At 35.0% G+C, this 13,053-nt stretch carries 12 protein-coding genes; 8 read left to right on the forward strand and 4 right to left on the reverse strand.

All coding sequences use genetic code 11. The features are described 5' to 3' along the window. Nucleotides 1-167: 167 nt before the first annotated feature. Genes CES88_RS08955 through fliD form a run of 3 tightly spaced genes read right to left on the reverse strand, consistent with a single transcriptional unit; the run spans nucleotide 168 to nucleotide 2,383 of the window. Nucleotides 168-575, reverse strand: coding sequence for a hypothetical protein (locus CES88_RS08955; protein WP_290733524.1), 408 nt, complete (start codon nucleotides 573-575; stop codon nucleotides 168-170). Beyond that, nucleotides 575-979, reverse strand: coding sequence for a flagellar export chaperone FliS (gene fliS, locus CES88_RS08960; RefSeq protein ID WP_290733526.1), 405 nt, complete (start codon nucleotides 977-979; stop codon nucleotides 575-577). The genes CES88_RS08955 and fliS overlap by 1 nt, the downstream gene beginning before the upstream one ends. 15 nt (nucleotides 980-994) lie before the next feature. After that, nucleotides 995-2,383, reverse strand: coding sequence for a flagellar filament capping protein FliD (gene fliD / locus CES88_RS08965; protein WP_290733528.1), 1,389 nt, complete (start codon nucleotides 2,381-2,383; stop codon nucleotides 995-997). 466 nt (nucleotides 2,384-2,849) lie between these two features. Between fliD and CES88_RS08970 the strand changes: the two genes are divergently transcribed. The 7 genes from CES88_RS08970 to lepB all read left to right on the forward strand — a co-directional run bounded on the left by CES88_RS08970 (nucleotide 2,850) and on the right by lepB (nucleotide 9,337). Then, a complete protein-coding gene (locus CES88_RS08970) occupies nucleotides 2,850-4,178 on the forward strand; it encodes a hypothetical protein (protein ID WP_290733531.1) in 1,329 nt (442 codons plus the stop codon). A gap of 61 nt (nucleotides 4,179-4,239) precedes the next feature. Next, nucleotides 4,240-4,458, forward strand: a complete 219-nt coding sequence (locus CES88_RS08975; RefSeq protein ID WP_290733533.1) for a hypothetical protein — start codon at nucleotides 4,240-4,242, stop codon at nucleotides 4,456-4,458. Between the two features lie 474 nt (nucleotides 4,459-4,932). Continuing rightward, nucleotides 4,933-5,688, forward strand: coding sequence for an inositol monophosphatase family protein (locus CES88_RS08980; RefSeq protein ID WP_290733535.1), 756 nt, complete (start codon nucleotides 4,933-4,935; stop codon nucleotides 5,686-5,688). 69 nt (nucleotides 5,689-5,757) lie between these two features. Next, a complete protein-coding gene (locus tag CES88_RS08985; RefSeq protein ID WP_290733537.1) occupies nucleotides 5,758-6,666 on the forward strand; it encodes a sigma 54-interacting transcriptional regulator in 909 nt (302 codons plus the stop codon). A 20-nt stretch (nucleotides 6,667-6,686) separates the two neighbouring features. Further along, nucleotides 6,687-7,280 carry an RlmE family RNA methyltransferase gene (locus CES88_RS08990; protein WP_290733539.1) on the forward strand — a complete coding sequence of 198 codons (594 nt, stop codon included), beginning with the start codon at nucleotides 6,687-6,689 and terminating at the stop codon, nucleotides 7,278-7,280. Between the two features lie 102 nt (nucleotides 7,281-7,382). Further along, nucleotides 7,383-8,576: a penicillin-binding transpeptidase domain-containing protein gene (locus tag CES88_RS08995; protein ID WP_290733541.1), complete on the forward strand. Its 1,194-nt coding sequence runs from the start codon at nucleotides 7,383-7,385 to the stop codon at nucleotides 8,574-8,576. Beyond that, complete coding sequence (gene lepB / locus CES88_RS09000; protein ID WP_290733543.1) at nucleotides 8,576-9,337, forward strand: signal peptidase I; 762 nt, start codon at nucleotides 8,576-8,578, stop codon at nucleotides 9,335-9,337. Before CES88_RS08995 ends, lepB begins: the two co-directional genes overlap by 1 nt. Here lepB and CES88_RS09005 read toward each other — a convergent pair. Then, the gene (locus CES88_RS09005; RefSeq protein ID WP_290733545.1) at nucleotides 9,326-11,692 is read right to left on the reverse strand and encodes a Smr/MutS family protein; all 2,367 of its coding nucleotides are present in this window, start codon (nucleotides 11,690-11,692) and stop codon (nucleotides 9,326-9,328) included. The genes lepB and CES88_RS09005 overlap by 12 nt on opposite strands. On the opposite strand from CES88_RS09005, the gene CES88_RS09010 reads away from it, so the two are divergent. Further along, nucleotides 11,691-13,043: an NFACT RNA binding domain-containing protein gene (locus CES88_RS09010; protein WP_290733547.1), complete on the forward strand. Its 1,353-nt coding sequence runs from the start codon at nucleotides 11,691-11,693 to the stop codon at nucleotides 13,041-13,043. The genes CES88_RS09005 and CES88_RS09010 overlap by 2 nt on opposite strands. The last annotated feature ends 10 nt before the right edge of the window (nucleotides 13,044-13,053 follow it).

A 13,053-nucleotide genomic window follows, 5' to 3' on the forward strand; every position in this document is an offset into this window, starting at 1 on the left:
CCTCTTCCTTAAGGTTAAACTGTGAATTTAGAAGGAGAACGAATCCTAGTTCTCGCTCCTATATTTCCTCATGTCTGCGTATTTTTGTCAATGAGATTATAAAAAATAGCCGATTAACACTGAACTCATAACGACTTGATTTGTTATGAGTTCAGGAAAAATTAAGGTTATTTTTTGGTACTGTTAAGGTTGTAGCCCTTGAATTGCTGTCTTGACGTAAATATCGTAGCAATTTCCTTGGTTGTTTCAAGTTTTTGATCTTCAAGGAGTTCTGAGGATTTTAAGTCTATAGCTTGAACTTCACATGACCAGTTATATAGATCACCTTGCCAGGCTTTTAGAATTTCAATTATTTCTGGAGTAACTTCGTCGGCCTTTAGTGTTGCGACCATTTCCTCTACTTCAGTTTGAAATTTCTCTAAAACATTTACAATTCTTTCTCTATTATCGGCTTCAAAGTTTACTAGGTTGATATCTCCCCTTGAAGTTGCCAAATAGATACTATGGGTAATTTTGAGACCACTGTCTAAAAGAGCGGTGTGCCTCATTAATAGATTGTAGATACGATTAATCATTAAGCCCCCTGTTGCTCTTTTTGAGCATTTTCTTTTCTAAGGGTCTTAATAGCTTCACCCCAACCTTCATAGAGAGTATTTAAAACGTTTAGACATCCATTTAGTGGCTCAGCATCTATCTTAATATTTGCCTGAGTACTAGAGAAGAGAATAAAGTCATAAAGTGATGATAGCTCTTTTGCTATATCTCCACCGACTTCAAAGTCTAAACTATTATTTAGCTCAATGACGATGTCCTGAAGCTTTCCAATGTGTTCACCTTTGGCCGGAATGTTTTTCTCGCCAATGGCCTCTATTGCTTTCTTGCAACTTTTAATTGCCGCTTGATAGAGCATTAGTAAGATTTGTTCCTTACTTGCAGTGTGAATTGATGTTTTCTTATAAGCACCTAAACCATAACTCATAACCACCTCCAATGGTTAACCGAGTTGAGTCACAGGATCTGAACCACCAGCACCAAGCGCTGCTATTCCTGAACCTTGACTCTTCATTCTCGAAATTGTTCCTTCTAATCTTGCAAATTTATCTTTTAAATTCTTTTCTTTTTGTTCAATCATTCTTTCTTTATTACTTATTCTTCTATCTATTTGGTCAATATTAGACTGAAGAGAATTCTTTCTTGTTTGTAATAATCCGTTAGGAAACTGAAGAGATGCCTTTACGGTGTCTCCTAGGTGATCTATGAAACCTGGACTTTTACCTTCTTCAGTGAAGTGTCCCGTTAAAATCTGAGTCACTAATTTATAGTTTGAAGCTAAATTATTATTAAGTGTTTCCGTTTCAACTTTTAAAAGACCATCTCTTTGAAATTTAATTCCTAAATCACTAAATCTCTTAAATCCAAATTCTGTCTTGATATCCTTGAAGATGGTCGATCTAAGACGTCCTTCGAGTGATTGGAGTAGGATATCTCCACCAAGAGTTCTCGATGTATCTGTTGTTTCATCCATATTGTTCTGTTGTTTAATAAAACCTAGAACAGAGTTGATACTTTCTACAAGTCCTTCAACTTTTGCAGTAACAGCTTGTGTATCTTCATCAATTTTTAAAGTAAATTCCTCTCCTGGGCGTGCTTTCTTTAAGTCTAAACTCACTCCAGGAATTAATTCGGAAGATTTATTTTCTGGAAGTTCGATCTCAAATCCATCTAGCTTAATTTTGGCATCGTGTGCTTCTCTTTCAAATTCTAAATAAAGATCATTATCTCCATCTACAAAATAAAAGTAAGGAAACTCCGCACGCTTTTCATCCCCCGTTTCTTCAAGAGACATGATCATTCGCCATGGTTGATCACTTCCGCTTCCGTCATTGACAACAGAGGCTCGAAGACCATTACCACTATCTTTATTTATGAGTTTAGCGACAGCGTTTAAACTAGAATTATCAGAATCAATATAAATTTCTTTACTCTCACCATCAGGTAGAAAATATTGAATAAAACCAACACCAACATAACTATCATCAGGACTTTCAAATCCAGATGACATTGCTGATGATTTTTGTGCTAGTTGAGATACCTCTATTTGATATGTTCCGGGTTGGGCAATGTTCTTATCTGCATTAACACCTAAGATATCTTCATTTGTTTGAACTTTTAATTCTCGGAGTGATCTTGCACTTGCGTTTTGTAAAACATTTCCACGCACACCTTCCATAAGCTTTATAAGCTCACCAACGAGTGCTTTCTTATCGCCAACTTTCTCTTTACGAGTTTCCATATTTTTAACAGGAATTTTTTCAGCAGCGATAATCTGCTTAACAATATCTTTTGGAAGCCCTGTTGCAATGGAGCCAAAAGAAATACCCAAATCTTCCTCCTGAAGTTTCTCCTCTCATCCTAAGAGAAGTCGGTATACGCCTTTAAATAATAGCATATGGGGTATTCGACGCAATCGAACGGAGCATGGGGCAGTATTTTCTGTGAGGGATTTAGGGGTGTATAAAAAGAAATTTTTATAAATACTTAAAATGACTTTCGGTAAGTTAATTAATGGCCTAAAATAAAAATGGCCGGATTGGGGATCCGGCCGTTTCGAGCGAGTAATGGACATTTGGAATCAATGAAGACTCTCAAATGTTGTACTAATATGATCGGTTATTATGGATAATACTTTAGAAAAAAAGTCAGGAATATTGTATTTAAAGTCAAAGTTCTTTTTATATCGAATAGTTATGTACTTTTCTTTCTTGCTAATTCCTGTCTATGTTCAGAAATCGTTAACTTTGAAGCCTATCTATCTCTTCATCTCAATGATTCTTTACTGTTCATTTATAATGAGTCAGTGGTTTTTTCTTGGAAAAGAAATTGATCATCGCTTAAAAATCTACTTTAGAGTGAATTCATCAATCGATCGTGTTGTTTATAGGCTCTTTCTTGGAATGTTCTTCTTCATTCTGATTTTTAACTTACTCTATTTATTACCTTCAAAATGGGTTTATAATTCATTTTGGATTATATGGGGTTCTCTTGGATTATTTTATTCGTGGCCAACAAGAGGAAAGATCATTCAAGAATCTGTTACGACAAATTTCTCAGAATTCAGATATCTCGATAGTTTTGAGAAAACGCTAGTTTTTCTAATCGTCAGCTTAATACTATTCTCTGTTCCCGAGATGCCATCTTTGGCCCAGAGAGATGCATTGATTTTCTTCTTAGATCCAGCTCATCAAATAAATGAACTATTCTGGAATTTTCTAACGGTAACGTTCTATCCCTTTAAAAGCTACCCTAGCCTTTTTAAGATCGGCTGGGCCACTTACTTTTATACAGTAAATATTTCGATGTACCTCCTTACCTTTTATGCTTTTTTAAGATTCTTTATATCGAGACGCTTATCTTTATTGGGAGTATTTGCATTAATCTCCTCTTGGAGTTTTTCTAAAATAATTGGAAATAATTTGGGAACAACTTTGGTTGATACCTATACCCTAGCATGGCTTTGGGGTCTGCTTTGGGTGACAAAAAGTTCTACATATAGAACTGGACTATTCATTGGTTTGCTAGGTTTCTTTGGAACGATTGTAAACCAGTCTTATGCGCTTATCTCAGTGATTCAGATCGCTCTTCTTTTAGTATTTTTCTTAAGAGACAAGACGCCCTGGTTTAAGAAGCAAACATTTAAGTACGTCTCCTTTGGTTTGGGTCTGACTTTAGTTACGTTTGTTCTAAGTTTCGACCTTTCAAATATATTTAATCCAGGTGGAATGATAATCTTCGATAATTTAGCTACTCTAATAGATAGAAAAGCTTTTTTCATTCTCTCTGTCTTTGGAGTTTTGATTCTGTTTTTAAGAAGTTTTGTTCCAAGAATTAAATCGATACAAGTGTTAAAGTTTGGATCGGTTAAGATGGAGGAACTCACTATTGGTTTAGTTGTGATTCTTCTCTTTGGTACCTTTGTAAATATTTCAGCAGTAAGTAAATTTTCTCTACTTTGGATGATTACTCTCTTTAGTCTTATTCCTTTAGAGCTAATCTTTTTACATATTAGTAGATTACGTTCTAGTAGGAATATGATTTACCTTATTTATATTTTGATTTGTCTATTAGACTCTCATTTTGAAGGAAGGGTTAAAATATTCCTTAAACTATTTAATAGTTAAAAGTTAAATCTATGATAGAATTGATATAAGAGTACGGTACAGCATAGGAAAAGGAGTTTCTTTGTTTAAATCGAACCTTACAAAAAAGCTATATGCAGACTTCTTAGACCATTTTGAATTAACTAATTCAAAAATTCATTCCTCACCATTTGTATTTGTTGACCCTCTGTACGGAGAAATCAGACTTGTGACAAGTATGACTTCGAATTCTGTTGGAGATGTCATAGCCAATTCTGTGGCCTCTCACGGTGAGCTGGAAATTCTCTCAACGGGAGAATAGGTCGAGGAGAAATTATTCGTTTGTTTAAACGAATAGCCTACAAAGTCAGAGTCACTTTGATACTATTCCTTTCACTTTAGAATTAAATAAAATGTTAGTTTTCCCTAATATTTCGACTAAGAAATGTGGATAACTAGATGACATATATTTTGAGAAAGTAAAGTACATAAAGTACCAATTTGTGGATAACTTTTGAAATTTTGTGAATACCTTTTGGTGCGTAATGTAAGAATGTTTCAGAGTGTTAATATCTCTATGTTAAGCTCCCGAAAATAGGACTTTCTAAAGAGGGACTTAATCACTTCAAATAATTGACAGGAGTACTGTGACATTGTGGATAACTTGTCTGATTTTGTGAGTAAAAACATCATGTCAATCAAAATATTATTTAAAAATTACTTTTTTTAGGTTCTTGTTAAGGTTAAGGTTCTATGGTGTATAATGTCAGACTTATGAAAAAAATGGGAATCAGATGTGTTAAATGAAGATTTTTTAAAATTGCTTCGAACTGAAGTGTTAGAAATTGTAAAAAACCGAGTAGATAGCTCTTCATTAAAGGAGTCACTAGGAATTTCTAAGAAGTCAGATTTTTCAATCGTGACTCTTGTAGATCAGGAGGTGTCTGATCTTGTGCATAAGAAGTTCAGTCACTTAATTAATGAGGGTAGTTATCATTTTTATAGTGAGGAAGATCAGCAAAGTTTTGGTTTTCCATCAATTATCTTAGATCCAATTGATGGGACAAGAGAATTGGCAATGGGCCTTGGTGAGTGCGTGGTCTCATTGGCCGTAATGGAAACACCTAGCTCTGGTTTTGCTTGGCTATTTAATCCCTTTACAGGTTTCGAAATAAGTTCGCTCTCTCCCTATGTAAATCCGGTGACATTCAATACTGAAAAGCTGTTTGGTTACGTCTCAAAAGGGGATAAGAAGAGAGGATTATTAGATCATGTTTTTGCTAGTGATGAATTGGTAATTTCTGCAAAAGGGAGTATCGCCTTTAAGCTTGGCTTATTGGCAAGTGGTGCGTGTGACTTTGTCTATTCCAAAACGCCGAAGAATATCTGGGATATTGCTGCAGGAACACTTCTTTGCTGGGAGAGAGGAATGAAGCTTTATCAAGAGGGGAATGAAATAGTTGCTCTAGAAGAGGTGAAAATTAGCGGAGAGCTTATCTGGTGTCGTGAAAAAGACATTTATTTTTTGACAAATTCATTAGTGAAAAAATGAAAGAAATTAAAGTATAGTTTAATAAAAACAAGAGTCGCCATGTTAGGTTTCCATAAAATAGGGGGACTAATGCAAGCACTTTTCAATTCTACTTATCCAATTTTAATTCAAGGTGAAACGGGAACAGGTAAAACAAACTTAGCCAAAGAAATCCATTATCGCTCACAATTTCAAAATAAAGATTATATCCATTGTAACCTAGCAGGTCTCTCGGATGGTCTTTTTGAAAGTGAACTCTTTGGGCATTTGAAGGGAGCTTTTACTGGGGCATGTTCTGATAAAATAGGGTTTTGTGAGATGGCCAACGGAGGAACTCTATTTTTTGATGAAATAGGAGATATCACTTTGGCCCAGCAGAAAAAACTTTTACAGCTTTTAGACTCTGGCGAGTTTTATAGTGTGGGAGGAACATTGAAAAAGAAGTTTATTGGGCGTTTTATATTTGCGACACATAGAAGCCTAGAGCTACTTGTTAGGAGAGGTGAGTTTAGAGAGGACCTTTACTTTAGATTGGGAGGAGCTGCGATCTCTTTAAAGCCAATCAGAGAAAAAAGTGAGAGCGAAAGGGTGAGCGCTCTGAGAAAAATTATTAAAGAGGCGAAAGAGAAGTATGAGCTAAAAGAAAAGTATTTTTGTGAGGAGGCTTTCGATGTGCTCCTCTCTTATTCATGGCCGGGGAACTATAGGGAAATGAAGACAAGTATTGAGTTAATTTTATTGAAATCCCCTCGTATGAAGATATCAAAGGGAGAAATCCCTTCTAAGTTTGTGCTTGAAAAGAATGAGGGTGGAAGATTTAAAAGCCAAGTTGCAGAGTTAGAGAAAAAAATCCTTTATAATGAGGTTGTAAATAAGGGGGTAGGTATTACTAAGGCCTCAAAATCATTAGGTATTAGTAAGACCACCTTAATTGCAAAGTTGCGTAAATATGGTATTAGTGGTCAAAGTTTAGAAAGAGTAGAAAAGAGTGTCGCCTAATAGGCGTCGAGGAAGAAGTTATGGGTTTCAAGGTTCAAGATCACTATTTTAAAAAAGCAAAGAAAGATGATTTCCTCGCTAGAAGTGTTTACAAGCTTGAAGAGATCGATAACAAGTATAAAATTATAAATAAGAGCGATTATGTCGTAGATTTTGGTTATCATCCAGGTTCATGGGTGCAATACACAAGTCGAAAAGTTCAAGAAGAAGGTAAAGTAATAGGTATTGATATAAGACCATTAAACAAGAAACTTCTGACATTAAAGAATGTAACACTATTTGAAAAAGATATTTTTGATGTCGAAACAACATCGCAGCTTGGGGCAGATAATAAATTCAACGTTGTCCTATCTGATATGGCACCTAATACAACAGGAATAAGGTCGGTTGATCAGGATAGAAGTTTAAACCTAGTAGAGAAGGTATTCGAAGTTTTACCTGTTTTTCTGAAAGAAAATGGAAATATGGTGATTAAAGTCTTCGATAGCCACCAAGCGCAGAAGTTTTTAAAAGAAAACAAGAATATGTTTAAGGAGTATGACTTCCTTAAACCGAAGTCGACTAGATCTGTGAGTAAAGAATTTTTTGTCATAGGCCGCGGATATAAGGCATAATAAAACCTTATGAAATATATAAAAAATAAAAGAAATTTATTCTTAATGCTAACGCTTCTAACTTTTCTTTCTGGACTGGGCTTCCATAAAATGTGGGAGAACATGAAGAAAGAAGAAAGAAGAGAAGAAATTATAACAACTAGGTCACTTGTAAAAGAGAACCTTAACGAAGCATTTAAATTTAGCAAGAAGACATTTCCAAAGAAAGTAGATTTAAAAGAAGAGCAAGTCGATATTAAGTATTCTTTTAATGAAGACTTAACGGCTTATATCAAGAAGATTCTGAAGAGATATAGATCGGACTATTCGTCAGTGATCGTAATTGATAATGAGACAGGATACATTCTCTCCGCCGTAGGTTATGAAAGAAAAGATAATCAATTTAATATAACACTTCCATTTAGTTCAACACATCCTTCTGCGAGTTTATTTAAAATTGTCACGACTGCTGATCTACTAGAGAAATCAGAAGTAACTAAAGATAGTGTGTTTAAATTTAGAGGTAGAGGGACGACTCTTTATAAGTACCAATTAAAAGATAAGAAATCGAGATGGCAAAGAAGGCAATCATTTGAAAGAGCTTTTGCTTATTCAAATAATGTGATTTTTGGAAAGGCTGCAATCAAAAATACAACAGGTGAAAGACTGTTTGATATGGCCGCAGATTTTGGATTTAATGAAAAGTTAATGGAAGAGATAAGCTTGTCGAAATCAGTGTTTGAAATGCCTGATACTGACTATGAGTTGGCTGAGAAGGCTTCTGGTTTCAATAAGAAGACAATGATCTCTCCAATACATGCCGCAGTTATGGCTTCAGTTGTTGCAAATGATGGTGTTCTTAACTATCCAAGAGTCGTCACAGAAATCAGTGACAACGTCACAAAGAAAGTCATATGGAGTCCTCAACAACGAACAAAGAGGGTTCTTGAAGTCCCTACTGCGAGAGAGCTTCAAGAGCTGATGGAGGTAACAGTTAAAAGAGGAACGGCGCGAGGATCTTTTAGACGTGTGAATAGAAAGCTTTTAAACGGACTTGAAATAGGTGGAAAGACTGGGTCTATTACTGGTGGAATTCCATTTGGAAAAAGAGATTGGTTTACTTCCTTTGCAGTACCTGTGAATAAAAATCATGGAAAAGGAATTTCTATCGCAGTAATGAATATAAATTTAGAGAAATGGTATGTTAAGTCGTCGTATCTTGCCAGAAAAGTAATAGAGTACTATTACAAAGAGGTGAATCCATTAAATGATAATGTCTCTACTGCAAAAGAGGCTGAGTCGGATAAGGATACATAGTGGAAGAATATGAAGAAGAGTATCCTGTAGAAAAAAAATCTCCAAATTTAAAGAAAGAAGTCTTTCTAATTATTTCTATAATATTCACGGTTCTTGTCTTTAGATCGTCGCTCTATGAGCCATATCGCATTCCATCGGGCTCCATGATTCCAACTCTTCGAATTGGAGATTACATAATTGTAAATAAGTTTGCATACGGATTAAAAGTTCCTTTTTCTGACATAGCTGTTGGGGACATTAATTTAAACCCAAAATATATTTTTGAACAAAAACTGCCAAAGAGGGGAGATGTAATCGTTTTCAAATTCCCAAAAGATCCCTCTGTAAATTACATTAAGAGAGTTATTGGACTCCCAGGAGATTCGGTAGAAATAAAAGATAAGGTTGTTTATGTAAATGATGTTGAAACAGCAGCATCATTGGTAGATGCCCAACCATTTCTAAAAGATATGGATACTAAGTTTAAAAAACATAAGCTTAAGTTTTTTAAGGTTGGAAAAGAAGAAGAGGGCTATGTTATTCAACAGGATAGCGATAACTATTTCCTCGTGAATAAGGACAAGATTATTGTTCCTGAAGGGGAGATCTTTGTAATGGGAGATAATCGTGACTTCTCTTATGACTCAAGGTTTTGGGGGACAGTGCCACTTACTTTCGTAAAAGGAAGAGCAGAACTAATTTGGTTCTCAATTAGCTTTCCTGAAAATGATGAGGGAGAATTCTTATTTAGACCTTCTAGAATAGGATCTTCAATTAATTAGGGTAACTCTTGTTGCCCCGTCATTTCCATCTTCTGCCTGCCACTCTAGCTCTCTAAATCCTTTTAAGTAACCACGTAGCCATTTTTTTAGAATACCTTCTCCGTGTCCATGAACAATATTTAGGAAAGGAATGTCTCCGTTAATTAACTCATGAATAGAGTCATCGGTGAGTCTTTGAAATTCCTCTAGTCGCATTCCACGACCATCAATTTCAAGCTTGCCTGAAACTGATTTGGTGAAGTTTACTTGAATAGACTGTGGTGGTCTCTTACTCTGTGTAGAGGGTGAAAGGTTCTTAATACTCATCCAGAGTGTCATTTTTCCATTTAAAACTTGAATTTCTTTCTTGCGAATATTGACTGCGAGAACCTTTAGATTCCTATTAAATGTTGGGGAGTGTACGAAATCGCCTTCTTTAATACTATCAATAGAAATCTTTTTTTCGGAAACGGTCTGAGTTAAATGATCTGTAAACTTTTGTTTCTTTGGATCAGGAATGCTCCCAGTGAGAGCAATTACTTTTTTGTTAAATTGCTTCCTTGAGTCAATGTTTCCTTTTTTCGTTTCAATTAAGAGAGATTCTGCTTCAGTGATGATTTTATCAAGCTTCTTTTTATAATCAGAAGTGATGCGTTCTTTTTCTAAAAGAACTAGTCCATCCATAGATTTTTTCTGATTTTTTAGACTAATGTTTAATTGTCTATTCTCTAAGAGTTTTCTACCTAACTCAGATTTCTTTTGAGACAATTCCTGTAAAAGCTGTTCATAAGAGAGTTGTTTCTTGTCGAGAATATGTTCGGCCTTTGATGAAATAGTGTTACTGAGGCCAAATTTTTCAGCAAGTATATCAAAAATCTTGAAGGCCATGGAACTACCAGGAGAACCAAAGCTTAGTTTATATGTAGGCTTACTTGTTTCAATATCGAAGCCTACGTGTGATGAAATATAATCCTTGGAAGAGTGAATATAGGTCTTAAAAAATTGATGATGAGTTGAAATAACAACAAGAGCATCAGATCTACTATGAATTTGCTCTAAAAAAGATATAGCAAGGGCAGAAGCTTCTTCAGACGATGTTGAATTGAAAATTTCATCAACAACTATTAAAGAGTTGGGAGTAATTTCTTCGAGAAGTTCTAAGTAGTTTTTTGCCTCAGAAGCAAAAGAGCTTAACCCACTGGAAAGGTCTTGCTGGTCGTGAGAGAAGTAATATATTCCTTCTGGAAGAAAAATATGACATTCTCTCGCGGGTACATATAACCCCATTGCACTCATTAGATAGCATATTGTAATTGATTTTAAAGAAACAGTTTTTCCACCAGTGTTTGGACCTGAGATGATAAGTCCTTTTGCCTTTGGATCGAGCTTTATACTGTTCAACACACAATTGTCGATCAGCGGATGAAAGAAGTCTTTGATATATACTTCTCTTGTCTCGTTTAAAGTTGGCCTAGATAATGACAATTCTTGAGAAAAGTTTGCCTTTGTTTTAATTAAATCCACTTTGTAAAAAAAGTGAATCGCATTTAGTGGAGCTCTTTCAAATTCGAGAATTGTATTACAGAAGTTACGGCAAATTTCGTTTATGATAGCATCAATTTGCGCGAGAATTTGTATCCTCAAGTTACTCTTGTCTCTTAATTCATACGGCTCTACAAAGAGGGTCATTCCTGTACTCGACTTCGCAATGATTGCACCGAGCTTGGAATTATAAGAGTCTGACCGAATGGCGAGAACATATCTATCATTAATGATATCGTGCTCATTATACTGAAGAGCTTTGGAGAATAAATCATTCTTGGCGGATGATGTGATTGATCTTCTAAGAATGAGCTCAAGCTCTCGTAACTCCTTATATAAAGGAGAAAGTTGAGGATGGTTTTCAAGGCTTTCAATGCCATCTTTAGAAACCAAAACTCTAAACTTATTAATGAATTTATTTCTTATCTTACTCTTGATTGATTGATCAGGGTAATTGTGCTCAATTTCAAATGGTTCAAATATTCTTTCGATAGACGGGTAGTTTTCAAGAAGCTTACAAATCGTATTCAGTTCAGAAAGGTCTAGAACGATGTTTTTTTCTATCGCAGAGAGATACTTTTCAATCTGACTTGTTCTAGGGATAGTGTTGAAAATATCCTGTAAGCTTTTATTGTAGTTTTCATAGTCTAGAAGATAGGTGTCAATCAAGCATAGGTCTCGATTTATAAGACTATTCGGTTTATAGTTTAAAAGAGAGGGGATTTCCTCTCTCGTATGATCGAAGTAGGAAAATGAGCACAGCTTTTCAAGCAACTCGTTCCAGTCGAGATATTCCAAGAAAGAAGATGAATTATTTAATAAGTTGAGTACCATGATTCAAACTGTTGCAGATTTAAATAATATAATAGAAGAATACAATAGCTTATGTGTGATTGACCAGAGAGTTCGTACACCAGTTATTCAAAAAATATTCTCAACACCTCATTATCTATCAATGTCATTGAGACTTCCGGGCAAATCTATCTTCCTATATGTGGGGAGAGGGCAGAAGTATGAAGGCATATTTATTGGAAAATCTGCGGTTCCCACAGAGTATCGAATACGAGACAGGTTTATAGAGTTTTGCCGAAAATACCTTCAAGGGGGAATTGTTCATAGAGTTGAAAATCTTTTGGAAGATAGGGTGGTGAACATATACTTCACCAAGAGAGAAGATCATTACAACTTTACGTTATTTTGGAAAGGAAGAGATTTATACTTTGCTCTACATGAAAGAAGTAGCGCAGGAGAAAGAGTTTTTTGCAGTTGGATAGGTTGGCAAGAGGTCTTAGAAGGAAACTCTATTGAGAATATATTTAAAGAAGTGGGAGCGGGCTCTTATAAAGCGGAAAAACCTTCTAAGAAGGTTTTTTCGGATGAAGAATATTTTGAAGCTTTAAGTAAGAATGTTGATGTCCATAAGTTTCCTAAGAGAAAGAAGAAATTCTTCTTGAGAAAAATTCAAAATATTGAAAGAGACTTTATTAAAGTAAAGAAATGGAAACTTTTAAAAGAAGTTATAGAGCAACCAGGGTTTAAACTATCTTCTGAATTTAGTTTTGAACTAGAAGGGATTTCTTTTAAAATTGATGTAAATTTTAATGAATTCAAGAGACGTGACGTCATCTATAAAAAAATTAAAGCCTTTAGAAAAGCAGAGACAATTTTAGAGGACAGACTTCTTAGAACGAAGGAAGAGTTTAAGAAATGGGTGAGTGGGGATGTATACATTGTAAAAGGCCTTGGTAAAACCGTTGAACCTGTTTGGCGTAGCTCAAAAGAAGATGTTAATAGTCAGGTAATAAGTGTCAATAGAAAAATTTATAGAATTAGTTCAGGCGTAGAGATTGGTATTGGTCTAGATAGCTTAAGTAATGATTGGCTTAGAAAAAATTGGGCGAAAAAAGAAGACCTTTGGTTTCATCTTGATGGAGAAAAGAGTTCTCATGTGTTTTTAAAGAATAATTCGGGAGTAATTTTAGATGCTAAGTTGTTGCAATTAATAGGAAGTGCTCTCGCTCACTATAGTCAATATGAGGGCCAGCAAGTACCTATGGTTTATACTCAAGTAAAGAACTTAAAGTCGGTAAAAGGATCTGCGGGTAAAGTAATTTTCAAAAAAGAAAAGAGAATTGATGTCTATATTGATCCAGACTGGAAGGAAAGAATTTCAATCATTTCGTGAAGTTAGAATA

This window comes from Halobacteriovorax sp. JY17, assembly GCF_002753895.1.
Classification (GTDB): domain Bacteria; phylum Bdellovibrionota; class Bacteriovoracia; order Bacteriovoracales; family Bacteriovoracaceae; genus Halobacteriovorax.